The following is a 24967-nucleotide window of genomic DNA, read 5'->3' as shown; positions in this document are numbered from 1 at the left end:
GGCCCTGCGGGCACCCGGGCGGGGGCGCCCGCTACCCTTGGGGGTGCGGATTGTCCCCGGGGAAAAATTCGCCCGCAAGTGTGTCGGCCCGCCGGGCTCGCGGCAGGCCGACAGAGTTGTGCCATGCCGCGGTCGCCTTCCGGCCGGGACCCCGCTTCCTGAACCGCCACAGCACCGTCCGCGCCGCCCGCCCGAGCGGTGGGAGGATGCGGGAGGGCGACGGAGGGGCGGGAAGCGTGGGGCGTGGCGAGCGGGACACGGTCGCGAGGGGAGCACGGCTGCACGAGGCGGCCCGGGCGGTGGCCGGTGACCACGCAAGAGCGGTGGATGCGGTACGGGCGGCGCTGAAGCCGATCCACGACGCGGCGGTGAAGCGGGAACTCGACACCATCCCCGTCGCCCGACTGCAGGACGTCACCGAGGGGCGGCTGCGGCTGGGCAGTGTCGAGAAGAGCGGACTGCGCACGGTGAGCAGCGTTCTCGAAGCGGGGCCCTACCGGTTGCGGCAGATTCCCGGTGTCGGGCAGCGCACCGTCGACCAGATGCTCGCGGCCGCCCGCCGGCTCTCCGAGGCCGTGCACGAGACGGTGGCCGTCCACATCGACGTGGACCGGCCCGAACCGAGCACCACCGCGCTCGTCACGGCCCTGCACGTACTGGTCGAGGCCGGTCCCGACGCCCGTCGCGCGGTGGACAGGGCCGCCGTCCTGTCGGAGCGGCTCGGTCCGCTGCTCGCCGACGCCGGGCCCGCCACCAGCCGGATCCGGATGTTCCTGGCGGGCGCGGAGAAGAAGGCGCGCGCGTCGGCGGCGGTCACCGAGATCCGGTCACTGGTGGACGAGGCGGACCGGGCGGAGCCGGCCGGGCTGTTCGCCCAGGCATCGGTGGACCTGCTCCGGGGCCCCTCGTCCGACATAGCGGCCTGGGTGGACTTCGAACTCCGCTCCGCCGAGTACTACAGCCTGCTCGCCGAGATCTCCGGGCGACCGCCGGACGCGGCGGCCGCCGAGGGGTTCCTGCCGGACGAGATCGCCGAGAGGGTACGGGGCCAGCGTCTCGACGACGCGCACCGGCGGGTCTCCCTGCGCGGGTACCAGGCGTTCGGCGCGCGGTTCGCGCTCGCGCAGCGCAAGGTGATCCTCGGCGACGAGATGGGCCTCGGGAAGACCATCCAGGCGATCGCCGTGCTGGCACACCTGGCCGCCGAGGGACAGAGCCACTTCATGGTCGTCTGCCCGGCGAGCGTCCTCGTGAACTGGACACGGGAGATCGAGGCCCGCAGCGCCCTGCGTGTCATGGTGCTCCACGGCCCCGACCGGCACGAGGCGTTCGCCGACTGGAAGGGGCGGGGCGGGGTCGGCGTGGCCACCTTCGACGCGCTGCGCGGGTTCCCCGCACCGGGCGACGGGGAGGTGGGAGCGCTCGTGGTGGACGAAGCGCATTCCGTGAAGAACCCGAAGGCCAAGCGGTCCCAGGCGGTCGCTCTGTGGGCGGAGCGTTGCGGACGCACCCTCCTGATGACCGGGACTCCGATGGAGAACCGGGTCGTGGAGTTCCACAACCTGGTCCGGATGCTCGACGGCGACCTCGCGGACGCCCTCGGTGAACGGGACGCGTTGGCCGGATCGGTCGCCTTCCGCAAGGCCGTGGCCCCGGTCTACCTGCGGCGCAACCAGGAGGACGTGCTGACGGAACTCCCGAGTCTGCAGCAGACCGACGAGTGGGAGGAACTGAGCGCGTCGGACGAGGAGGCGTACCGCGAGGCCGTGCGCGCGGGCAACTTCATGGCGATGCGCAGGGCCGCGTACCTGCGCCCCGAGAAGTCGGCCAAGCTGGACCGGCTCCGGGAGATCGTTCAGGAGGCCGGGGAGAACGGGCAGAAGACGGTGGTCTTCTCCTACTTCAAGGACGTACTGAGCGTGGTGAAGGAAGCGCTGGTGGCCGGGGACACCGACGGCGTGCCGCTGTTCGGTCCGCTCACCGGAGGCGTCCCGGCCGGGCGGCGGCAGCAGATCGTCGACGACTTCGCGGGCGTTCCCGGCCCCGCGGTGCTCGTGGCGCAGATCCAGGCAGCGGGCATCGGCCTCAACATGCAGGCCGCCTCCGTCGTCGTCATCTGCGAACCCCAGGTCAAGCCGACCATCGAGCACCAGGCGGTGGCCCGGGCCCACCGTATGGGTCAGGTCAGGCCGGTCCGGGTGTACCGGCTCCTCGCCACCGGGGGCGTCGACGAACGCCTGGTGAAGCTCCTGGAGGCCAAGACACGCCTCTTCGACGCCTACGCCCGCCGCAGCGCCGTCGCCGAGGCGTCCCCGGACGCGATCGACGTGTCGGACACCGAACTGGCCCGCCGGATCGTCGAGGAGGAACAGGCCCGCCTGGGAATGACGGACGACAGGCTCACAGCAGCGGAGTGAACGCCGGTTCCGTCACCCACCCCGCCGTCAGCACCAGCCGCGTCTCCCGGTGTACGGCGAGAAAGCCGAAGGGGCGGTCGAACGTGGCTGTGACCACGGTCGACGTGTACCGGGGTGTGGGCGGCGGCCCACCGGGGACCGCCGCGACCGCCGTCACCGCGGCCGCCTCGAAGCCGAGCGCGTCGAAGCGGGCCAGGACGGACTGCCGGGCGGAGCCGACGGCCAGGGGCGAGGCGCTGACGCCGGGGAAGTGGCCCAGCCGCGCGTCCCGTGCCGCGGTGAGGCCGAACAGCCCGTGCAGGTCCAGCAGATCGTGGTGCGCCCGTACCTCGAACGCCGCCGTCGTCACCTCCAGCGTCGGCTGCCGAGGGCCGGCACACGGCTGCTCCTCCACCCGCAGCCCCGGCCCCGCAGGCCCGTACGGAAGCGATGACCCCCGTACGACCGGACAGGTGCCGCCGAGCACGGCCGCCCCCGCCGCGATCACCTGACCCGGCAGCATGGGTTCGTCCCCGAGCAGGAGATGGACGTCGACGCCGTTGTCGCCGAGCACCCTCGCCTCGGTGACCCGGCCCTCGGGCGTGGCCGCCACCCCCACCCGGTCCAGCCGCACGCTCCGGCGGTTCAGCCCGCGCAGGGTCCGGCCCTGCCAGGGGCCCTGGGACGGCCGTACCGGACGCACCTCGAAGGGCCGCAGCCACGTGGTCCGCAGGGCCAGCGCGCTCGCCAGCACCAGCGCGGTGTCGTCCCGCACGTCCGCCGGCATCCGCTCGATCAGCCCGCCCGTCCGCTTCTGGGCCCAGGCGTCCAGTTCCCGCCGGTCGAGGGCGGGATCGCCGGTGAGGACCCCGAGCGCGTCGGTGGGCAGCCCAGCCTCCCACTCCTCGCGCGGCTCCAGTGTCCGCTTCGTCCACAGCCCGATTGCCGAGTCCAGCGCCTCGGTGTCGGCCAGTTCGTCGAGCAACTCCCGCGCCGCGGCGGCCGCTTGGTCCGCGGGCACCCCGAGCGCCCGTGCCAGCTCGGCCCGTGCCGTGCCCTTGGCCCCGTCGGCCAGGAAGGCCAGCAGCGGCCACACCCCGGCGGCCGAGAACACGGTCCCCCCGGAAGACGCCCCCGCCCACCGTGCCGTGAGCCCGTTCACCGCCTGGGCCGTCGCACCCGTGATCGGCATTCCACCCCGCCCGCCCCGCGCATACCATGCGCCCTGTCGTACGTCAGTTCCCCGCCACTGCCTGAACCAGGAGCACGGTACCCGTGTCCATACCCCCGCCCCCTGGGCCGTCCCCGGCCCCGGACCCGTACGGGCCACCGCCACAGGGACAACAGCCGCAGGGACCACAGCCGTATGGGCAGCCGTACGGGCAACACCCGTATGGGCAGCACCGGTATGGACAACAGCCGTACGGGCAGCAGCCGTTCGGGCAACCCTACGGCCCGCCGTACCGGACCTGGGGACAGGGCTACAGCCCCTACGCCCGCCCCTCCTCCGTCAACGGCCTCGCCGTCGCCTCCCTGGTGCTCGGCGTCCTGTGCTGCTTCCCGGCCGTGGGACTGGTGCTGGGCGTGATCGCGCTGGTGCAGATCAGGAAGAAGGGCCAGTCCGGCAAGGGGCTCGCGATCGCCGGCTCGGTCCTGTCGTCGCTGGGTCTGGCCCTGTGGGTCCTGGTGCTCGCCACCGGCGGGCTCTCCGACGCCTGGGAGGGGTTCAAGAAGGGCGCGACGCAGGGCACGGCGTTCTCGGCGGTCAAGGGCCAGTGCTTCGACGCGCCGGGGGAGTCCCTCGAAGGCCTGACCTACGACGTCGACGAGGTGCCCTGCGCGGGCGCGCACGACGGCGAGGTGTTCGGCGAGTTCAGGATGGCCGGCGGCTCCGCCTTCCCGGGTGACGGCGCGGTCTCCGACGCCGCCGACGACAAGTGCTACCCGCTCCGGGACACCTACGCCATGGACACCTGGGCGCTGCCCAAGAACGTCGACGTGTACTACTTCGGCCCGACCCGGCAGAGCTGGCGCCTCGGCGACCGCGAGGTCACCTGCATCTTCGGCAACACCGACGGCAAGGCGACCCTGACCGGTTCACTGCGCGCCGACGAGACCACGCTCGACACGTACCAGATCTCCCTCCTGAAGTCCCTCAACGCCCTCGACGCCGTGCTGTGGGAGGAGCCCGAGGACTACCCGGAGGACGACCTGTCCGGCTACCGGGACTGGTCGCGGGACCTCCACGACAGCCTCGGCGACCAGATCAGGGCCCTCGGGGCGCACTCCTGGCCGGCCAAGGCCGACAAGCAGGTCGCCGCCCTGGTGAAGGACATGCGGCAAGCGCGCGGCGAGTGGGCGAAGGCGGTCACCGCGGCCGACGACGCGGACGTGGACGCCTTCTACACCCACTACGACAAGGGGTACGAGTACGTCGACGGCCCCAGCACGGTCACCGCACGCAAGGCTCTGGGGCTGGCCACCAAGCGGCCGACGTACGACGAGGGCTCCGGCGGCGGGGGCGGCGATTCGGGGGATGGCGAGCTCAATGTGTGAGCGCCGCCATAGCGGGGAGAAAGTGCCTGCGTAAAGCCCCCCAGCGGAACATGTCATCACATCGAGTGATTCTCTGGCCTTTGCTTGCATGGGCCAACCCACGGTTGCCAGGCTGTTGCTGTCTGTACAACCTGATGGGAGCGGCCAGTGACATTCGGTGAGCAACCGGCGTACCTGCGCGTCGCGGGTGATCTCCGCAAGAAGATCGTCGACGGTTCGCTGCCACCGCACACCCGCCTGCCGTCCCAGGCCAGGATCCGCGAGGAGTACGGCGTCTCGGACACCGTCGCGCTGGAGGCCCGCAAGGTGCTGATGGCCGAGGGCCTGGTCGAGGGCCGCTCCGGCTCCGGGACGTACGTCCGCGAGCGGCCCGTGCCCCGGCGGATCGCCCGCTCCGGCTACCGCCCGGCCTCCGGTGCCACCCCCTTCCGGCAGGAGCAGGCCGAGGGGGAGGGGCGCGGCACCTGGGAGTCCAGCAGCCGGCAGACCGAGGCCTCGGTGACCATCGCCGAGCGGCTCGCCATCCGGCCCGGTGACCGGGTGATGTGCACGAAGTACGTCTTCCGGGAGGCCGGTGAGCCGATGATGCTCTCCACCTCCTGGGAGCCCCTCGCGGTCACCGGGCGCACTCCCGTGATGCTCCCCGAGGAGGGCCCCCTCGGCGGCATGGGCGTGGTCGAGCGCATGGCCGCCATCGATGTCGTCGTGGACAACGTCACCGAGGAGGTCGGCGCCCGCCCCGGCCTCGCCGAGGAGCTGCTGGCGCTGGGCGGTGTCCCCGGGCATGTCGTCCTCGTGGTCCACCGCACCTACTACGCCTCGGGCCGGCCGGTGGAGACGGCCGACGTGGTCGTTCCGGCCGACCGCTACCAGGTCGCGTACCACCTCCCGGTGAAGTAGCGCACGCCCCTGGGAGGTTGCCCCGGGCGAACACCGAACCGGCCGGTAGGCGAACGCCGTTCGAATTCGGCCGTTCTCGCAGGTCGACACCGCTGTGTCAGAGGCGTCCCCGACCGGAGGCAGCGCCGTCCACCGGGGGCGTGTTCACCGGCGCGCCCCCTGTCGGAGGAGTCCGTCCTGGCTGGTTGCGTACCTCTTTGTGAAAACGCGTGTTCGCTGCGTAAAGGTTGGGCGTAAGCTCCGGCATATGCGGAGTGCGGTTTCCTTATCGGGTGGGGCTCGACGCAGGTCGGGAAGGAGCGGTGGGGCGCAATGAACGACGGCACGATCACTCTCCCCTGGCTCGTCATACGACAGGACGACAACGGCAATCGCTACCGCGTGGGCAGGTACGCGACCCGGGCGGAGGCCCAGAAGATCGCCGACAGTCTCGATGGCCGCGGCCACAAACAGCTCTACTGGGTCGAGCGCATCGGCCCGAACGGCTCGAGTTCGGCCGACTGACGGAGCCTCCCGTAGGCTCCGGCGCATGACGGAACGGATCGTGGTGGTGGCGGCCGCCCTCTGCGACGGCGACCGCCTCCTCGCCGCCCGCCGCAGCGCCCCGCTCGAACTGGCCGGCCGCTGGGAGCTGCCGGGCGGCAAGGTGGAGCCGGGGGAGTCGCCGCAGCAGGCGCTGGTACGCGAACTGCGCGAGGAACTCGGCGTCGAGGCGCAGGCGCTGGAGCGCGTGCCGGGTGAGTGGCCGCTGAGACCCCCGTATGTCCTCCAGGCGTGGCGGGCCCGTCTGCTCCCGGGTTCCGCCGAGCCCAAGCCCCTGCAGGACCACGACGAACTGCGCTGGCTGACCCCGGACGAGTTCGGGGACGTGGACTGGCTCGACCAGGACGTGGAAGCGATCGGCGCACTGAAGGCGCTCCAGGGGTCCTAGGGGTCCTCAAGCGCCCCCGCATACCCCATTCGCTGCGGTACTGCACCGTTGATATCGGGTATGTGCCCCTTAACCCCACGAAAGCGGACATGGGCTGGCCCGGGATGTGATCGGCGTGATCGACACCGAAGGCGACTGCGCCAAGTGGACCTTCCCCGCGGACCCGGGCGCCGTGCGCGCTGCCCGCACGGCCGTCAGAAGCCGGCTGACCGTCTGGAATCTCGACGGTCTCGCCGATATCGCCGCCCTGCTGGTCAGCGAGCTGGTGACCAACTCGCTACGGCATGCCACCGGCCCCATCGGCGTCCGTCTGGTCCGCCCGGAGACGGTCGACGGCGTGCTCCTGGTGGAGGTCTCCGACCCGCTGCCCGACCTGCCCCGCGAACGGGTCGCCGAGCTGGACGACGAGAGCGGCCGCGGACTGCAACTGGTCGCCCACGCCGCCCACCGCTGGGGCACCCGCCCCGGCGTCACCGGCAAGACGGTCTGGTTCGAACTCTCGGTACCAGGATGAACAGGACGTCATCGCGGTGGTTCGACGTCGTGTCCGCTGGTTAGAAGACTGGAAGTGTTGTCGCAGTCCGGACCGAAAACCGTCGGGATCGTGCTGTGATCGTGAACACCGTGTTGTGCGGCGCCGTAGTGCTGGATACTGCGGGCAGCCGCCCCCGGTGACCGGTACCGGACGCGGTGAGCTGGAGGGGACGGTTCGCGTGAGCGAGATACCAGCGAAGGCCACGGAGTCGAAGGACCCGTCGGAGGGCGCGAGGGCTGCGGCCATGGATGCTGTCGCGGTCCATGTCCGTCACGGCGACGCGCCGTCCGGTGATGCCATGTGGCAGAGCAGCCCGCCCGGCTCGATCTACGACTACATCAAGGTCGCGTCCTTCTCCATAGGCCCCGACGGTCTGGTCGACCAGTGGAGCCTGCGCGCCGAGCAGCTCTTCGGCATCCCCGCGGAGCACGCCGTCGGCATGGACCCCATCGAGGCGTTCATCGACGACGACCTGCGCGCACAGGGCCAGCGCAAGATGGCGGAGATCCTGGACGGCCGCGAGTGGACGGGTGTGGTCCCCTTCCGGGTGCCCGCGTCGGCGGCCGACGGCGAGTGCGGCCGGGAGGGACTCGCCGAGGTCTACGTCATGCCGACGCGGACCGAGGAGGGCGAGAAGGCCGCCGTCTGCATCGTGGTGGACGTGCGCACGCTGCGCAGCATCGAGACCGACCTCGCCGCCTCGCAGGCGATTTTCGGTCAATCACCCTTCGGGTTCGTGCTGATCGACCCGGAGCTGCGGGTCCGCCGCGTCAATTACCGTTTCGCCTCCCTCTTCGGTGGCAGCCCCGACGATCACCGGGGCAAGGGGGTCCACGACTATCTGCCGCGCCCCGAGGCCGAGCGGGTCAGCGCGACCCTGCGCCGGGTCCTGGAGACCGGCGACTCCATCACCGACATGCATGTCACCGGCTTCCTGCCGGGTTCCGACGAGCGCCGCCACTGGTCCATCAACCTGTACCGGGTGCGCAGCGGGTCCGGCCGGCCCATCGGCATCGCCTGGCTGGGAACCGACATCACCGCCCGCCGTGCCGCCGCCCGCGAGGCCGCGGCCGCCCGGCGCAATCTCGCCCTCCTCAACGAGGCCGGCGCCCGTATAGGGAACTCGCTCGACCTGGAGACCACGGCCCGCGAACTCCTCGACGTCGTCGTCCCCGGCTTCTGCGACCTGGCCACCGTCGACCTCTACCAGGGCCTGCTGGCCGGTGACGAGACCCCGCCGGGGCTCGCCGACGGCAGCGCCGAACTGCGCCGGGTCGCCTTCGCCAGCGCGGTCTCCGACGCCCCCTTCGCCGGCTCCGGTGCCCCCGTCGCGCTCGGCGCGGTCCACCACTACCCCTTCAACTCGCCCTGCGCGGACGCCCTGCGCACCGCCCGCCCGCAGTACGTCCCGGCCGAGGAGGGCGGCCTCGTGCAGTCCACGCTCGCGGTGCCGATGGTCGCCCACGACACCGTCGTAGGACTCGTGCAGTTCTCCCGCACGAAGGGCAGCGAGCCGTTCGGGGACCGGGACCGGGATCTCGCGGTGGAGCTGGCGGCGCGGGCCGCGGTCTGTATCGACAACGCGCGCCTGTACCGGCGGGAGCACGAGCGGGCCCTGATGCTGCAGCGGTCCCTGCTGCCGCCCGGCGACCCGGTCGCCTCCGGCCTGGACATCGCCTGCCGCTATCTGCCCGGCAACTCCTCCGCGGACCGCCCCAGCGAGGTCGGCGGCGACTGGTTCGACGTCATCGAACTGCCGGGACACCGCACGGCCTTGGTGGTCGGCGATGTGATGGGCCGCGGTCTGCGCGCGGCCGTGGCCATGGGCGAACTCCGCTCGGCCGTCCGCACCCTGGCCCTCCTGGACCTCGAACCGGCCGAGGTGCTGGGCGCGCTGGACGAGATCGCCCGCGGTCTCGGCGCCCCCGGCGGGGTCCAGCAGGCCACCCGCGCGGCCCGCCGCCCCCGCGAGGCGGACCTCCTGGAGGTGTACCTCGCGACCTGCGTCTACGCCGTCTACGACTCGGTGACCCGCCGCTGCACCTTCGCCAACGCGGGCCACCTGCCGCCCGTGCTGGTCGAACCCGGCGAGGACGCCTTGATGCTCGACGTGCCGCCCGGCATGCCGCTCGGCGTCGGCGGCGAGCCCTTCGAGGAGGTGGAGGTCGAACTACCCGAAGGCGCCCTGCTCGCGCTCTACACGGATGGACTGGTCGAAAGCCGCGATCACCCCCTCGACGAAGGTCTCCAGGCGTTCGTCGGAGCGCTCACCGATCCCTCCGCCCCGCTCGAGGACGTCTGCGACCACGTCCTGAACACCCTCGACACCCACCACGGCGAGGACGACATCGCGCTGCTGATGGCACGCGTCCAGGGCCTGCCCGCCGGATCCGTCGGCGACTGGACCCTCCCTCGCGAGCCGCGCAGCGTGGGCCGGGCCCGCGAGTACGCCCGCGGCCAGCTGCTCAGCTGGGACCTGGAGCCCCTGGTCGACACCACGGAACTCCTGGTCAGCGAGCTGGTCACCAACGCCCTGCGGTACGGCGAGGGTGACATCCGGCTCCGTCTGCTCCTGGACCGCACCCTGGTCTGCGAGGTCTGGGACTCCGGTCTCGTCCAGCCCCGCCGCCGCCGCGCCCGCGACACCGACGAGGGCGGCCGGGGCCTGCAGCTGGTCGGCCTGCTCAGCGCGGCCTGGGGCTCCCGGCGCACCCCGCGCGGCAAGACGGTGTGGTTCGAACTGCCGCTGCCGGACGGGCAGAGCGGCATGGTGGACCCGGCGGAGGCACTGCTGAGCCTCTTCTAGGCGGGGTGCCCGCGCAGCCGTACGTCCCGCTCGGCGAGGTCACGCGCCTCGCGGGCCAGGACGTCCGCGCGCGGGAGATCACCGGTCAGCCGCGCCTTGGACAGCAGCATGCGGGGCGCGGCATCGACCGCCTCGCGGTGGACGGTGACGTAGTCGTCCGCCGCGGCCACGGACTCCCGGGCGACCAGCAGCGCGGCCACCGGGAGCACCCCGGACCGGCCGGTCGCCAGCGGCGCGGTCACGTGCACGATCCGGCGCAGCACGCCGAGCGGATCGTACGGCCGCCCGGACGTCGTCTCCTGTCGTACGGCGGCCAGGACCGCGTCGGCGTGCAGGAGCCGGGCGTAGGTCTCGCCCTCGTACGCGGTGCCGTCACGGAAGGGGGCCAGTTCCGCCTCCGCGCCCGTGAGAACGGGCGGGATCAGCCGGGCGGCCTCGGTGAGCGTCCCGCGCAGCCGGGTCACGGCCGACACCAGCACATCGGCCCGGGCGATCGCCCTCTCCGCCGCGCGGAGGTGGTGGGCCGCCTCGTCGGGCCGACCGGAGGCGGTGGCCTGGTGGGTCTCGTTGAGCTGGACGGTGGCGCTGACCAGGCTGTCCTTGGCCAGTTCGACATAGCCGATGACGGAGTCGTCCGTGAGCGCGGTCTCCGCCTGGGCCGTGCGGGCGGTCAGTTCACGGAAGCGGGTCTCGGCCGACGCCAGGGCCGCGGCGGGGTCGCGGTCCAGCCCCCGCAGGGCGCGCAGGCTCTCCGCCGCCCCGGTCAGCCGCCGCCCGGCCTCCTCGCAGCGGCCCACGACTCCGGCAAGGGCGGCCGCCTCCTCCGGTACGCCCTCCTCGTACCGCCGCCGTATCGCGCACGCGGCCGCCAGTTCGGCCTCCGCCGCCTCGGCCGCCTGGGCGAGGGGTGCCACCGTCTCGGGGCCCAACTCCGTTTCCGCGAAGGTGAGTTCCTCGTGGAGGGCGCGGAGACGGTTGTCGGCGTCGACCAGGGAGGCCCGGGAACGCTCGTCGAGGTCGGCGAGCAGAGGCGTGGCCGCGGGGGAGGGGTACGCGCCGACGTGGGTCGTGCCCGCGGCCGCCGGTGTCGTACGGCTGCGGGTGCGGCGGATCCGGCGGACGGAGCCGTAGGCGGCGAGGCCCGCCACCACGGCGAGGGCGGCCACCGGCAGGACGAGGTCGGTGCCGGAGGACTTGTCCGCGGCCGGGGCGGCGGCGCTCGTGCGTGCGCCTGCAACCGGAGCGTCGTCGTTGATCGTCATCCACGGCAACACCAGCCACACGATTCCGGCGACCACACCCAGCAGGGCATGTGTCACCCGCGCGGATATGTGCGAGCGGCCCCGCCGCGGTCGGCCCCGTATCAAGGATGGCGTCACGTTTTGGAGCGTATGGGCTGGAATGCGGGGGCGCGAGCGGGGTGGGACAGGTGGGGCTACGTGAGGAGAGCGGGGGAGCGGATGTCAGAGGTGCGGGGCATACGGGTCGACGGGGGCGGGAACGGCGAGGCGGAGAAGGAAGCACCGGCGCCGAAGCAGGGACGCCGACGCCGGCTCCGCCGGGGCCTGGCCGGGCTCGCGCTCGTCGTCCTCCTTCCCCTTCTCACCGCCGCCGTCGCCCTCCGCCTCAACTACGCCGGTGACCCCGCGGACGGCACCCGCACCCGGGGCAAGGACGCGATCTGGCTCGGGCATGCCTGGGTGGACGGGCGCAAGGCCGACGCCGACGTCACCGCCCTCGCCCGGCGCCTGCGGGACACCGGGATCCGGGACCTGTACGTCCACGCGGGGCCGCTGGAACACGACGGGACGCTGCCCGGGTCGGCGTACCCGAAGGCGCGGTGGCTGATCGACGCCGTCCACAATGCGGCCCCCGGCATCCGGGTGCAGGCCTGGCTCGGCGACCAGCTCGCCACCGAGAGCCCGGACGGACTGCGCCTCACCGAGAAGGGCACCCGCGCCGCCGTCGTACGGTCCACCCGTCAGATCGTCGACACCGGGTTCGACGGCGCCCACTTCGACCTGGAGCCCCTGCACTCCGGCGACGAGGACTACCTCGACCTCCTCGACGCCCTCCGCCGGGTCACCCGCGCCCACGGCGTGCCCCTCTCCGTCGCCGCCCACCAGATCGACCCGCTCCCCGCACTGCACTCCGTCGCGGGCACGCTCACCGGGCACCCCAAGTGGTGGTCGCAGGCCTACTTCGGTCAGGTCGCGCGCCGGGTCGACCAGATCGCGGTGATGTCGTACGACACGGCCACGCCCCTGGAGAGCCTGTACGGCGGCTATGTCGCCCAGCAGACCTCACTGGCCCTGGAGGTCACCCCCGACTCCACCGACCTGCTGATGGGCCTGCCCTTCTACCGGGAGGACAACTTCGACCACTGGTCCTTCGCCGAGACCGTCCCCGCGGCCGTCCGGGGCGTCCGCCTCGGGCTCTCCCGCACGGACGCGGACCGCGCGAACTTCGGCGTGGCGCTGTACGTCGACTTCGCGGCCACGGAGGCGGACTGGACGGCGTACGAGAAGGACTGGGCCGGTTAGAAAACCACCTGCGGTCCGGCGCACCGCACTGCGACGATCTGCCGGATGACCACCACCCGCAGACACCTCACCCGCGACGACCTCGCCCCCCTCGCCCGCGCCGCGACCGGCCGCGCCCTCACCGGCGTCACCCGGCTCCGCGGTGGCAGCAAGAAGGGTGTCTACCGGCTGGCCCTCGACGACACGACCGTCGTCGCCTACGTCTGGTCGGCGGACGAGGACTACTGGGACGCCGGGCCCTCCGATCCTCGGGACCCCTTCTCGGCGGGCACGGATCTCGATGTGTTCACGGCCGCCCACGACCGGCTGGTCGCCGCCGGTGTCCGCACGCCTCGCCTCCTGCACGTCGACACCGCCATGAACGCCGTGGTCGTCGAGGACATGCGGGGCGGCAGCCTGGAGGAGGCTCTGGAACGGGACCCGGTCGCCGGTCGCGCCGCGCTGGAGCTGCTGGCAGCCGAACTCCGGACCCTGCACACCCAGCGGGGCCCCGCCTTCGGCAAGGTCGGGCTCGTCGACAACGGCGGTACCTCCTCGGCGAGTTCGTGCGAGCAGCGCATCACCGAGGGCGCCCTGCGCCACATCGAGCAGGCCGCCGTACGGGACGAACGGATCGCCGGCGTACGGGACGATCTGGAGGAGACCGTACGGCGGCTCGCCGCAGCCGTCCGGCCGCGTGCCCGGCACACCCTCATCCACGGGGAACTCGGCGCCGACCACGTCCTGTTGGACGACCGGGGGAGGCCCGCCCTGATCGACATCGAAGGGCTCATGTACTTCGACGTCGAGTGGGAGCACGTCTTCCTGCGCATCCGCCTGGGACCGCAGTACTACGACGTCCTGCGCGCCCTCGGCCTGGACGAGGACCGGATGAACCTCTACCGCCTCGCCATGCACGTGTCCCTGGTCGCCGGCCCCCTTCGCCTGATCGAGGGCGACTTCCCGAACCCGGACCGGATGCGGGAGATCGCGGAATCCAACCTGGTCAGGGTGCTGGAGCTCATCAGCCGGTGATCGGCACCTATCTGTATGTCCGTCCCGACCGCTGGGGGTGTGGTGGCAGAGCCTGTCCGTGTGCGCAGGTTGACCGATCAGGAGGGCAGAAACTGCAGCTGATCGTGCGCCGGGGCAGCACCAGTCGCCTACCTGCGGAAAGTGACGGCCGCGTGATCCGGATCGGCCGCGAGGCATCACGGTGCCTGCTCGCCCGCCGCGGCATCACCTTCCAGCGCACCAAGACCTGGAAGGAGTCACCGGACCCCGAGCGCCATCCCGCGACGTACCACCGCACTCACGGAGTGCGGTACTTCCACGGTTGCTTGCTCAGGTCGATCCGGGCCGCTCGCCCGGACGGCGCCCCGATGTACGTCATCCTGGACAACCTGTCCGCCCCCAAGGGCGACACCATCCGCCGCTGGGCGAAGAAGAACAGGGTCGAGCTGTGCTTCACGCCGAGCCCCAGCGTCGAGAGCGCGCCCGCAGCCGCAGTGAGAAAGGCATCCGATGGGGCGGACGAGCGAGGACGGCGGCTTGATCCTTCGCTGACGTTCAACGTCGCGCAGTCCGCGACTCCCAGTTCGGACAGCACCGTCTGGAGCCGCTCCAGGGCCGCGGTCGTGTCCGGCTCTGGGCGATTTCAAGGTCAAGGTGGCAACGCCCCGTGCCCGGCGAACCACAGCGGTCAGAGCACCTAGCTGCTCGCCGGTCGACCGTTCGCCAGTGCCTCGGTTTGCCAGCCGAGAAGGATCGCGCGGAGCGCCTGTTCGGCGAGGCGGCGGGCGCGATCGCTGCCTACGTTGCCGAGGTGACCGAGCGACGCGACGCCGTACAGCGTGCCCCAGAGGATCTCGCAAGCCTCGTCGAAATCGGCCAGGACCACGTCGTGGGCAGCCGACCAGGAGGTGAGCAGCTCCTTGAGGACGTCGATGACCGGTTCCGCGACGCGTCGGCGTTCGTCCGCGTCGACCACCGGGTCGTTCATGACCTGGAAGAGGTGGGGGTGCTCGCCGGCGAACCGGACGTACTGCGACGCAATGCGCGTCATCCGCCGGTCCGTGTCGGGCTCCTGCGCGGCTCGGCGGAACTCGGTCAGCATCAGGTGGTGGCCATGCGCGACCAGCTCCAGTACGAGCGCGTCCTTGTTGGCGAAGTGCTGGTAGACGACGGGCGCGGAGTATTCGACGTCGGTGGCGATGCGCCGGATCGTCAGGGCCGCGATGCCCTCGGTCTCGAGGACGTGCAGCGCGGCCTCGATGATCCGCTCCCGGGTGTTCGCCCGTTCGCGGGCCCGTCTTCTGCTGGTCGGCATGGTCTGTCACTTCGCTTCGATGGTGTTCTCGAACACTAGTCACCGCCTTGACCGCGTCGGCGATGCACGTCATAGTTAACGCCGTTAGAAAATCTAACGACGTTAAGAACGGGTAGTAAGTCATGATTTACCACATCAACAGAGTCACGACGAAGGCCACTGCGACGCCTGAGCAGATCGAGGGGGTGCTCGAGAGCTGGCGCAATCAGGGCCGGTCGAACCCTGTCATCAAGTCCTTCGTCGTCGGCCGCGACCACGGCGGCGACTACACGTACGGCGCGGTGTTCGTCGTCGAACATCGGGAGATCTTCGACGTCAGTGACGACGACGACCCCGACCTGAACGCCAAGATCCAGGAACTGCACCGGCGCCGCCACGAGCTCAACCCGCAGATCGCCGGCATGCTCGCTGACGTGCCCACCTGTACCGGCTCCGGCGTGGACGACTGACCGAGACCCCGGAGAAGGAGAAACCGTCATGGCCAAGCACGTCGTCATCGGTGCCGGTTCCATCGGTACCAACGTCGCCCGTCTGCTCGCCGAGTGCGGCGAGAGCGTCCGGATCGTCACCCGCAGCGGCTCCGGCCCCGAGCACCGGCTGGTCGACCGGGTCGCCGCGGACGCGTCCGACCCGTCCCGCCTGACCGAGCTGTCCCGCGGCGCGGAAGTGATCTACCACTGCGCCAATCCACCCTCGTACACGGTGTGGGAGCGCCTGTTGCCGCCCCTGCAGACGGCGGCCATCGCCGCTGCCAAGGCTAACGACGCCGTCCTCGCGCTGACCGGCAGCCTTTACGCCTACGGTCCGCAGCCCGGTGGCCGGATGAACGAACACACCCCCATGGCCGCCACCGGACACAAGGGCCGCCTGCGCAGACGCATGTGGGAACAGGCCCTCACCGGGGGGATCCGCACCGTCGAGGTCCGCGGCTCCGACTACATCGGCAAGGACGCCAACGGCATCTACTCCCTGCTCATCAAGTCGGCCCTGCAGAAGGGAAAAGCGGCCTGGATCACCGGCCACCTGGACATGCCGCACACCTTCACCTTCAACGGCGACATGGCACAGGCCCTCATCACGCTGGCCTCGCAAGAACGCGCGTGGGGCCGGCCCTGGCACGTGCCGTCTCCGCCGGCCGTCACCATTCGCGAGCTGGCGCGGCGCTACGCCGTCGCGGCGGGCCGGCCACCGGTCAAACTCATCCAGATACCGCGCTCCGTGACGCGTACGGCCGGGCTGATCGTGCCGATCGCCCGCGAGATGGCCGAGATGGACTACCAGTGGTACGCGCCGTTCCACATGGACGCGACGGAGACCGCCGACACCTTCCGCATGACCGCCACCGACCTCGACACCGCCGTCCGCAACGAGGTCAGCTGAACTCCCACCGCCACACCTGCAGGCCGACGGCATGGCCGCCGACACCGTGAACGTTCGTGGTCACGGCACTAGGAAGACCTCCTCCTGATCTTCGATCCCAGCCACACCAGCGGGTCGTACTTGCGGTCGACGGCCCTTTCCTTCAGCGGGATCAGCGCGTTGTCCGTGATCTTGATGCCCTCGGGGCAGACCTCCGTGCAGCACTTGGTGATGTTGCAGTAGCCGAGGCCGTGCTCGTCCTGGGCCGTCTTCTTGCGGTCCAGGCCGGCCTCCTCCGCCGCGTCCAGCGGATGCATGTCCAGTTCGGCCACGCGCATCAGGAAGCGCGGGCCCGCGAAGGCCGTCTTGTTCTCCTCGTGGTCCCGGACGACATGGCAGGTGTCCTGGCACAGGAAGCACTCGATGCACTTGCGGAACTCCTGCGAGCGGTCCACGTCCTCCTGCATCATCCGGTACTCGCCCGGCCCGAGTTCCGGCGGCGGCACGAACGCCGGGACCTCGCGCGCCTTCTGGTAGTTGAAGCCGACGTTCGTGACCAGGTCCCGGACGACGGGGAAGGCCCGCAGCGGGGTGACGGTGATCGTCTCCTCCGGCGTGAACACCGACATGCGGGTCATGCACATCAGCCGGGGCCGCCCGTTGATCTCCGCCGAGCACGAACCGCACTTGCCCGCCTTGCAGTTCCAGCGGACGGCGAGATCGGGCGCCTGGGTGGCCTGGAGGCGGTGGATGATGTCCAGCACCACCTCGCCGTCGTTGACCTCGACCTTGAAGTCCTCCAGGTCGCCGCCCTTCACATCGCCCCGCCATACCTTGAAGTGGGCCGTGTAGCCGCTCATTCGTACAGCTCCTCTTCGGCGAGGTACTTGACCAGCTCCTCCTTGTCGAAGAGGGCGAGCAGGTCGGCGCGGACGGGGTCGGTGGTCTCACGGGTGAGGTCGATCTGGCCGCGGACGGGGTCGGTCGCCGCCAACCCGCCCGTCGGGTCGGTCAGTCGGCACAGCAGGTTGATCCGGCGCCACTTGCGCTCCATCGCCGGATGGTCCTCGCGGGTGTGGCCGCCGCGCGACTCGGTCCGCTCCAGCGCGGCCCGCGCCACACACTCGCTGACCAGCAGCATGTTCCTGAGGTCGAGCGCGAGGTGCCAGCCCGGATTGAACTGCCGGTGCCCCTCGACCCCGGCCCGCCGGGCCCGTAGCCGAAGATCCCCGAGCTTCTCCAGGGCCTGCTCCATCTCGCCCTCGCGGCGGATGATGCCGACCAGGTCGTTCATCGCCTGCTGGAGCTCCTGGTGGAGGGTGTAGGGGTTCTCCGGAGGTCCTACGGCGGGTTCGGTGCCCTCCGCCGAGAAGGGCCTGAGCGCCTCGGCCGCCGCCGCGTCAACCTGGGTCTCGTCCACCGGCGGGCGGCTCCCGCCGAGCCCGGTCGCGTACTCGGCCGCGTGCCAGCCCGCCCGGCGCCCGAAGACCAGCAGGTCGGAGAGGGAGTTGCCGCCGAGCCGGTTCGAGCCGTGCATGCCGCCCGCGACCTCACCGGCCGCGAACAGCCCCGGCACCCCGCGCGCCGCCGCCGTGTCCGACTCGACCGCGATACCGCCCATCACGTAGTGACAGGTCGGCCCGACCTCCATCGGCTCGGCCGTGATGTCGACGTCGGCCAGCTCCTTGAACTGGTGGTACATCGAGGGGAGCCGCCGGCGGATGACCTCCGCCGGCATCCGCGTCGACACGTCCAGGAAGACCCCGCCGTGCGGGGAGCCGCGGCCCGCCTTCACCTCGGAGTTGATGGCCCTGGCCACCTCGTCGCGGGGGAGCAGCTCCGGGGGACGCCGGTTGTTGTCCGGGTCCTCGTACCAGCGGTCGCCCTCCTCCTCCGACTCGGCGTACTTCTCCTTGAAGACGTCCGGGACGTAGTCGAACATGAACCGCTTGCCGTCGGCGTTCCTGAGCACTCCGCCGTCGCCGCGCACCGACTCGGTGACGAGGAGGCCCTTGACCGACGGTGGCCAGATCATGCCGGTCGGGTGGAACTGCACGAACTCCATGTTCAGCAGGGGTGCGCCCGCGAGCAGGGCCAGCGCGTGGCCGTCGCCGGTGTACTCCCACGAGTTCGACGTCACCTTGAAGGACTTGCCGATGCCACCCGTCGCGATCACGACGGCCGGGGCTTCCAGGACGAGGAAACGGCCGGTCTCACGGTCGTAGGCGAAGACACCGGAGACACGGCTCCCGTCCTTCAGGACCCTCGTGACCGTGCACTCCTGGTAGACCTTCAGGCGCGACTCGTAGTCGCCGGTCTCCTTGTGGTCCTCCTGCTGGAGCGAGACGATCTTCTGCTGGAGCGTGCGGATCAGTTCGAGGCCCGTGCGGTCGCCGACGTGGGCCAGGCGCGGGTACTCGTGGCCGCCGAAGTTGCGCTGGGAGATCCGGCCGTCCTTCGTGCGGTCGAACAGGGCGCCCCAGGTCTCCAGCTCCCAGACCCGGTCCGGGGCCTCCTGGGCGTGCAGCTCGGCCATCCGCCACTGGTTGAGGAACTTCCCGCCGCGCATGGTGTCGCGGAAGTGGACCTGCCAGTTGTCGTTCGAGTTGGCGTTGCCCATGCTGGCCGCGATGCCGCCCTCGGCCATCACCGTGTGCGCCTTGCCGAACAGCGACTTGCAGATCACCGCCGTACGGGCACCGCGCTCGCGGGCCTCGATGGCGGCCCGCAGCCCGGCCCCTCCGGCGCCGACCACGACGACGTCCCATTCCTGCCGGTCGACCACGGACATCAGAAAAACCTCGGATCGTCGAAAGCGCCGGAGGCGACCAGGTACACGTAGAAGTCGGCGAGCGCCACGCTCACCAGCGACGCCCAGGCGAGCTGCATGTGCCGGGCGTTGAGCTTCCCGACCCACTGCCACATCCGGTAGCGCACGGGATGCTTCGAGAAGTGCTTCAGCTTGCCGCCGACGATGTGCCGGCAGGAGTGGCAGGAGAGGGTGTACGTCCAGATCAGCACGATGTTGATCAGGAAGACGAGGGTGCCCAGGCCCATGTGGCCCCACGCGTAGTGCTCGTCGCGGAACGAGAGCACGGTGTCGTAGGTCAGGATCCCGGCGACCACGATCGCGGCGTAGAAGAAGTACCGGTGGATGTTCTGCAGGATCAGCGGGAAGCGGGTCTCACCGGTGTACTTCTTGTGCGGCTCGGCCACCGCGCAGGCCGGCGGGGACGCCCAGAAGCCCCGGTAGTAGGCCTTGCGGTAGTAGTAGCAGGTCAGCCGGAAGCCGAGCGGGAAGATCAGGATGATGATCGCGGGCGAGATGCCCCACCAGCCGCCGAAGAGCTCCCAGTTGGGGCCGTGCCGCATGGGTGCGCAACGCTCGGCCAGGCAGGGGGAGTAGAACGGCGAGACGTACGGGGCCGCGTAGTAGTCCGTGTCGGCGAAGGCCCGCCAGGTCGAGTACACGATGAAGGCGAGCAGCCCCGCGGCCGTGGCCGCGGGCGCCAGCCACCAGCGGTCGGTGCGCAGGTGCGGGGCGTCGATCGCGGCGCGCGTACCGGCGCGTACGCCGCCGCTCACGGGATGGGATTCGGTGTCGGGAGGTTCCGTACCAGTGGCCAACGCTTGACTCCGGTCGGGATCAGGGGGCTCGGCGGTCGCGGGCGCCGAGTCCCTCGTCGTCCGAGTCCGTCCACAGGGTGTTGTCGTACGGGGTGTCGGAGATCGAGACGAGATCCGGGCGGCGCGCCTTGGCGAGCGCCGGGTCGGTCTCCCTCAGCAGGGCGAGGCTCTCGCGCAGGCGGTCGGCGTCGATCCGCACCCGGCGCATCTCCAGACCGCCGCTGCCCAGCTGCTGCTCCAGGCGCTTGACGTACCTGAGCACCTCGTCGAGCGAGCGCTGGGCCGCTGCCAGTTCGTCGTTCACGGACATGACGTGACCTCACTTCCGTGGGCGGGGTTGCCCTGGACGGGAACGGTCATGCGCCTGCGAGTGTTGCGCGTCACACCTGCCGGTGTGAAGGGACGTGCACCGATTGGCGGATCGTGAGCCGCCGTGCGCGCCCCTCGTGCGCCGTCGATTGCGCCGCACGGGTGGGCTTCCCGGCCGTCGTCGCCGTGTCGCCGTCCGTTGCCGAACCCTTTCCTCTTCAGTGGCCGCATACATGTGATCAGCTCCATATACCGCCAAAAGTGATCATAACGCCCGCGGCTCCCGGAGGTAAGCAGAGATGTCCCACAACGGCGTCGCCCTGCGCGCGGTCACGCGCTCGGTCGGCTTCCTCACCGCGGGCGCGCTCGCGGTCACCGCGCTGTCCGGGTGCAGTTCCGACGAGAAGGCGAGCAAGCCGCTCGCGGAACAGGACATCGCGCCCGCCGCCCGCGACCTGGTCGCCGACGGCGGCACCCTGCACTGGGCGGTGGACGCCGTCCCCGAGACCCTGAACACCTTCCAGGCGGACGCCGACGCGACCACCACCACCGTCGCCCAGGCGGTCCTGCCCTCGATGTACCGGCTGGACGCCAACGGACGGCCGCAGGTCGATGCCGACTATCTGGAGTCGGCCAAGGTCGTCGAGACCGAGCCCAAGCAGGTGGTGCTGTACAAGCTGAACCAGCAGGCCGTGTGGAGCGACGGCCGGGAGATCGGCGCCGCCGACTTCGCCGCCCAGTGGCGCGCCCTGTCCGGCAAGGACTCCGCGTACTGGACCGCCCGCAACGCTGGCTACGAGCGCATCGCGAAGATCGAACGCGGGGCCAACGACCTGGAGGTCAAGGTCACCTTCGGGCGGCCGTACGCCGACTGGCGCTCGCTGTTCTCGCCGCTGTACCCGAAGGACGTCATGGGCACCCCGGACGCCTTCAACGACTCCGCCCGCAAGAAGCTCAAGGTCACCGCAGGTCCCTTCCAGGTGAAGAAGGTCGACCGCAAGGACGATGAGATCACCCTCACCCGCAATCCGCGCTGGTGGGGCCACCCCGCCAAGCTCGACGAGATCGTGCTGCGCGCCGTACCGCGCGACAAGCGGGCCACCGCGCTGGCCGCCGGCACCATCGAGCTCGCCGAGGTCGACCCCGAGGCCCTCGGCCGCATCGGCCTGGCCGCCCGCGCGGGAGCCACGTCCGCCGGCAGCCCGCTCGCCGGTCCGGGTGCGCTCCACGGCCACCGCTCCGGCAGCAACCTGGCGGCCGCCGACGCGCTGCGCTCCTGGGCCGTCGCCCACGGGGACGACGAGGAGGCCGCCGACGAGGAGATCAGCGCCTCGCAGAAGAAGCGCAGGGCGCTCGCCGCGTACGCCCGGGAGCAGGCGGCGCTGAAGGGCTTCGAGGTCCGCAGGTCCCTGGAGCCCGCCTACACCCAGCTCGCCCTCAACGGCGCCTCGGGTCCGCTCGCCGACGAGCGGGTGCGCCGGGCCGTGGCCCGCGCCATCGACCGCAAGGCGCTGGCCGGCGTCGTCCTCTCGCCGCTCGGGCTGCCCGCCGTGCCCGTCGGCAGCCACCTCGCGCTCTCCGGCCAGGACGCCTACGCCGACAACAGCGGCGCGCTCGGCGGCCAGGACGCCAAGGAGGCCCGGGCGCTGCTCGCGGACGCCGGGTGGGTGCCCGGCGGCCCGGTCGAGAAGGAGAAGAAGAAGGGCGAGAAGGCGGCGGGGACCGAGGGCAGGAAGGCCGGAAAGGACTCCGCGGACGGGGACGACGGGACGTCCATCGTCGGCGAGGACGACAACAGTGACGACAAGCGCCACGAGGGCGACAAGAGCGACGGCAAGGACCCCAAGGACCGCCGCAGCGGCGGCGACGGCCCGCGGCACCTCGCCCAGGACGGCAAGCAGTACGCGAACAGGCTGAAGCAGGGCGGCGCGCCGGGAGCGTACGCCCCCAAGGGCACGGCGGCTCCGGCGGACGCGGCGACGAAGGCGCTGGCCAAGAACGGCAAGGCGCTCGCCCTGCGGTTCGTGCTCCCGTCGGGACCGGGCTCCGAGACGCTGCGCACGGTGGCCGGGCGGATCTCCACGATGCTGGCGAAGGTCGGCATCCGGACCGAGATCTCCAAGGTCTCCGACGAGAGCTACTTCAAGGACCACATCGCCTCCGGGCAGTACGACCTCGCGCTGTACTCCTGGCCCGCGTCCGCCTTCCCCGCCACCGACGCCCGCCCGATCTTCGCGAAGCCGGTGCCGGCCGCCGACGGGTCCCTGAACGTCGAGCAGAACTACACCCGGGTCGGCACGGACCAGGTGGACCAGCTCTTCGACCAGGCCGTGTCCACGCTCGACGAGGGCAAGAGCCGGAGCCTGATCCGCAAGGCCGACTCCCGGATCTGGGCCGCCGCGGGATCCATCCCGCTGTACCAGCGGCCCCAGCTGACGGCCGCGAAGAAGAACCTGGTGAACGCCGGTTCCTTCGGGTTCCAGACGCCGGTCTACGAGGACATGGGCTTCCTGAAGAAGGGCGCGAAGCCGGCTTCCGGGCCCACCGCTCACTGAGCCCGGCGAGCCCCTACCCGGGAGGCAACGTACGATGGGGTGAGGCCGTGGCATGTTGAGCCCGGCAGGCCCGCGTCACACGGACGTTCGTAGCAGGGCCTTCTCACCACTTGGGAGTACGCCGCAATATGGCCACGCGCCACGACATCCGCAATGTCGCCATCGTCGCCCACGTCGACCACGGCAAGACGACTCTTGTCGACGCCATGCTGAAGCAGGCCGGTGCCTTCGCCGCGCACGCCGCCGAGTCGCTCGACGACCGCATGATGGACTCGAACGACCTGGAGCGTGAGAAGGGCATCACGATCCTGGCCAAGAACACGGCCGTGAAGTACCACCCCAAGGATGGCTCCGACGTCATCACCATCAACATCATCGACACCCCGGGCCACGCCGACTTCGGTGGCGAGGTCGAGCGCGGTCTGTCGATGGTGGACGCGGTCGTCCTGCTGGTCGACGCCTCCGAGGGCCCGCTGCCGCAGACCCGCTTCGTGCTGCGCAAGGCACTGCAGGCCCGCCTGCCCGTGATCCTGTGCATCAACAAGACGGACCGCCCCGACTCGCGCATCGACGAGGTCGTGAACGAGGCGTACGACCTCTTCCTCGACCTCGACGCCGACGAGGAGCAGATCGAGTTCCCGATCGTCTACGCGTGTGCGCGGGACGGCATCGCCTCGCTGACCAAGCCGGAGGACGGCACGGTCCCGCAGGACAGCGACAGCCTGGAGCCGTTCTTCTCCACGATCCTCTCGCACGTCCCGGCCCCGGAGTTCGACACCGAGGCCCCGCTCCAGGCGCACGTCACCAACCTGGACGCCGACAACTTCCTCGGCCGTATCGCGCTGCTGCGCGTCGAGCAGGGCGAGCTGCGCAAGGGCCAGACCGTCACGTGGATCAAGCGCGACGGCACCATGTCCAACGTGCGCATCACCGAGCTGCTGATGACCGAGGCGCTCACCCGCAAGCCCGCCGAGAAGGCGGGCCCCGGTGACATCTGTGCCGTCGCCGGTATCCCGGACATCATGATCGGCGAGACCCTCGCCGACCCCGAGAACCCGATCCCGCTGCCGCTCATCACGGTCGACGAGCCGGCGATCTCGATGACCATCGGTACCAACACCTCGCCGCTGGTCGGCCGCGGTGGCACCGGCAAGGGCGCGGAGAACAAGGCCGCGGTCAAGGACCGCAAGGTCACGGCCCGTCAGGTCAAGGACCGCCTGGACCGCGAGCTGGTCGGCAACGTCTCGCTGCGGGTGCTCGACACCGAGCGCCCGGACGCCTGGGAGGTGCAGGGCCGCGGTGAGCTGGCCCTGGCGATCCTGGTCGAGCAGATGCGCCGTGAGGGCTTCGAGCTGACCATCGGCAAGCCGCAGGTGGTCACCAAGGAGGTCGAGGGCAAGGTCTACGAGCCCGTCGAGCGCATGACCATCGACGTGCCCGAGGAGCACATGGGCGCGGTCACGCAGCTCATGGGTGTCCGCAAGGGCCGGATGGACAACATGTCCAACCACGGCTCCGGTTGGGTCCGCATGGAGTTCGTCGTGCCCTCCCGCGGCCTCATCGGCTTCCGTACCGAGTTCCTGACCGGCACGCGCGGCACGGGCATCGCCCACTCCATCCACGAGGGCCACGAGCCGTGGTTCGGCACGCTGACGACCCGTAACAACGGATCGCTGGTCGCCGACCGCGCCGGTGCCGTCACCGCCTTCGCGATGACGAACCTCCAGGAGCGCGGTGTGCTGTTCGTCGACCCCGGCACCGAGGTGTACGAGGGCATGATCGTCGGTGAGAACTCGCGCTCCGACGACATGGACGTGAACATCACCAAGGAGAAGAAGCTCACCAACATGCGGTCGTCCTCGGCCGACTCGTTCGAGGCGATCGTCCCGCCGCGCAAGCTCTCCCTGGAGCAGTCCCTGGAGTTCTGCCGCGACGACGAGTGCGTCGAGGTGACCCCGGAGGCGGTCCGTATCCGCAAGGTGAACCTGGACGCCCGCGAGCGCGCCCGCGCCGCGAGCCGCGCCAAGAACGGCTGACCTCACCGTCGCACGACTGGCCGGGCACTCCGCAACGCGGGGTGGCCGGCTTTTTGTTGGGGCGAGGGTAGGGAAAACCCTCGTGCTCGTTCCGGATCCGTAAGGG

General features: G+C 70.9%; 20 protein-coding genes and 1 pseudogene. 14 read left to right on the top strand and 7 right to left on the bottom strand.

The window, feature by feature from the left end; genetic code table 11:
• Positions 1-206 precede the first annotated feature (206 nt).
• Positions 207-2417: a DEAD/DEAH box helicase gene (locus ACFVYN_RS07505; protein WP_389993870.1), complete on the top strand. Its 2211-nt coding sequence runs from the start codon at positions 207-209 to the stop codon at positions 2415-2417.
• Here ACFVYN_RS07505 and ACFVYN_RS07500 read toward each other — a convergent pair.
• Positions 2401-3588 (bottom strand): serpin family protein, encoded by a 1188-nt coding sequence (locus tag ACFVYN_RS07500; protein WP_389993867.1) that lies wholly within the window; start codon positions 3586-3588, stop codon positions 2401-2403. The genes ACFVYN_RS07505 and ACFVYN_RS07500 overlap by 17 nt on opposite strands.
• Positions 3589-3671: 83 nt before the next feature.
• Here ACFVYN_RS07500 and ACFVYN_RS07495 point away from each other — a divergent pair, with 83 nt between their 5' ends.
• The 6 genes from ACFVYN_RS07495 (at position 3672) to ACFVYN_RS07470 (ending at position 10124) form a co-directional block, all read left to right on the top strand.
• Positions 3672-4952, top strand: a complete 1281-nt coding sequence (locus ACFVYN_RS07495) for a DUF4190 domain-containing protein (protein ID WP_389993864.1) — start codon at positions 3672-3674, stop codon at positions 4950-4952.
• A gap of 147 nt (positions 4953-5099) precedes the next feature.
• Entirely contained in the window at positions 5100-5852 is a 753-nt protein-coding gene (locus tag ACFVYN_RS07490) for a GntR family transcriptional regulator (protein WP_389993862.1), read from the top strand.
• Positions 5853-6164: 312 nt separating this feature from the next.
• A complete protein-coding gene (locus ACFVYN_RS07485; protein WP_389993859.1) occupies positions 6165-6356 on the top strand; it encodes an SPOR domain-containing protein in 192 nt (63 codons plus the stop codon).
• A gap of 25 nt (positions 6357-6381) precedes the next feature.
• Positions 6382-6783, top strand: coding sequence for a (deoxy)nucleoside triphosphate pyrophosphohydrolase (locus ACFVYN_RS07480; RefSeq protein WP_389993856.1), 402 nt, complete (start codon positions 6382-6384; stop codon positions 6781-6783).
• Between the two features lie 106 nt (positions 6784-6889).
• Positions 6890-7297, top strand: coding sequence for an ATP-binding protein (locus ACFVYN_RS07475; RefSeq protein ID WP_389993854.1), 408 nt, complete (start codon positions 6890-6892; stop codon positions 7295-7297).
• Between the two features lie 199 nt (positions 7298-7496).
• Positions 7497-10124: a SpoIIE family protein phosphatase gene (locus tag ACFVYN_RS07470; RefSeq protein WP_389993851.1), complete on the top strand. Its 2628-nt coding sequence runs from the start codon at positions 7497-7499 to the stop codon at positions 10122-10124.
• On the opposite strand, the gene ACFVYN_RS07465 is transcribed toward ACFVYN_RS07470, so the two are convergent.
• Complete coding sequence (locus tag ACFVYN_RS07465; protein WP_389993849.1) at positions 10121-11443, bottom strand: hypothetical protein; 1323 nt, start codon at positions 11441-11443, stop codon at positions 10121-10123. The two genes, ACFVYN_RS07470 and ACFVYN_RS07465, sit on opposite strands and share 4 nt — an antisense overlap.
• A gap of 141 nt (positions 11444-11584) precedes the next feature.
• Between ACFVYN_RS07465 and ACFVYN_RS07460 the strand changes: the two genes are divergently transcribed.
• The 3 genes and pseudogenes from ACFVYN_RS07460 to ACFVYN_RS07450 all read left to right on the top strand — a co-directional run.
• On the top strand, positions 11585-12667 hold the full coding sequence (locus ACFVYN_RS07460) for a hypothetical protein (protein ID WP_389993847.1): 1083 nt from the start codon (positions 11585-11587) through the stop codon (positions 12665-12667).
• A gap of 45 nt (positions 12668-12712) precedes the next feature.
• Positions 12713-13681, top strand: coding sequence for a phosphotransferase (locus ACFVYN_RS07455; protein WP_389993844.1), 969 nt, complete (start codon positions 12713-12715; stop codon positions 13679-13681).
• A gap of 123 nt (positions 13682-13804) precedes the next feature.
• Positions 13805-14201 (top strand): annotated as a pseudogene (locus tag ACFVYN_RS07450) (IS630 family transposase); the annotation flags it as partial.
• Between the two features lie 156 nt (positions 14202-14357).
• Here the strand turns inward: ACFVYN_RS07450 and ACFVYN_RS07445 are convergent.
• Positions 14358-14975, bottom strand: a complete 618-nt coding sequence (locus tag ACFVYN_RS07445; protein WP_389993841.1) for a TetR/AcrR family transcriptional regulator — start codon at positions 14973-14975, stop codon at positions 14358-14360.
• 122 nt (positions 14976-15097) lie between these two features.
• Between ACFVYN_RS07445 and ACFVYN_RS07440 the strand changes: the two genes are divergently transcribed.
• Positions 15098-15424: a Dabb family protein gene (locus ACFVYN_RS07440; RefSeq protein ID WP_389993838.1), complete on the top strand. Its 327-nt coding sequence runs from the start codon at positions 15098-15100 to the stop codon at positions 15422-15424.
• Between the two features lie 28 nt (positions 15425-15452).
• Positions 15453-16355: an NAD-dependent epimerase/dehydratase family protein gene (locus ACFVYN_RS07435; RefSeq protein WP_389993836.1), complete on the top strand. Its 903-nt coding sequence runs from the start codon at positions 15453-15455 to the stop codon at positions 16353-16355.
• Between the two features lie 68 nt (positions 16356-16423).
• Here ACFVYN_RS07435 and ACFVYN_RS07430 read toward each other — a convergent pair whose 3' ends face one another.
• From ACFVYN_RS07430 to ACFVYN_RS07415, 4 genes are read right to left on the bottom strand one after another with little or no spacing between them, the layout of a single operon-like run.
• Positions 16424-17194, bottom strand: coding sequence for a succinate dehydrogenase/fumarate reductase iron-sulfur subunit (locus tag ACFVYN_RS07430; RefSeq protein WP_389993833.1), 771 nt, complete (start codon positions 17192-17194; stop codon positions 16424-16426).
• Entirely contained in the window at positions 17191-19125 is a 1935-nt protein-coding gene (locus ACFVYN_RS07425) for a fumarate reductase/succinate dehydrogenase flavoprotein subunit (RefSeq protein WP_389993830.1), read from the bottom strand. The genes ACFVYN_RS07430 and ACFVYN_RS07425 overlap by 4 nt, the downstream gene beginning before the upstream one ends.
• Positions 19125-19961, bottom strand: a complete 837-nt coding sequence (locus ACFVYN_RS07420) for a hypothetical protein (protein ID WP_389993828.1) — start codon at positions 19959-19961, stop codon at positions 19125-19127. Before ACFVYN_RS07420 ends, ACFVYN_RS07425 begins: the two co-directional genes overlap by 1 nt.
• A gap of 19 nt (positions 19962-19980) precedes the next feature.
• Positions 19981-20271: a hypothetical protein gene (locus ACFVYN_RS07415; protein ID WP_007384473.1), complete on the bottom strand. Its 291-nt coding sequence runs from the start codon at positions 20269-20271 to the stop codon at positions 19981-19983.
• A 298-nt stretch (positions 20272-20569) separates the two neighbouring features.
• On the opposite strand from ACFVYN_RS07415, the gene ACFVYN_RS07410 reads away from it, so the two are divergent.
• Together ACFVYN_RS07410 and typA are read left to right on the top strand one after the other, a co-directional pair.
• Complete coding sequence (locus ACFVYN_RS07410) at positions 20570-22825, top strand: ABC transporter family substrate-binding protein (protein ID WP_389993826.1); 2256 nt, start codon at positions 20570-20572, stop codon at positions 22823-22825.
• A 128-nt stretch (positions 22826-22953) separates the two neighbouring features.
• A complete protein-coding gene (gene typA, locus ACFVYN_RS07405) occupies positions 22954-24861 on the top strand; it encodes a translational GTPase TypA (protein WP_389993823.1) in 1908 nt (635 codons plus the stop codon).
• Positions 24862-24967 lie beyond the last annotated feature (106 nt).

Origin of the sequence: Streptomyces sp. NPDC058307 (genome assembly GCF_042880295.1) — a bacterium.
Lineage (GTDB): Bacteria > Actinomycetota > Actinomycetes > Streptomycetales > Streptomycetaceae > Streptomyces.
Note: the sequence above shows the minus strand (reverse complement) of the source record. Positions and strands in the feature narration are given on the sequence as shown.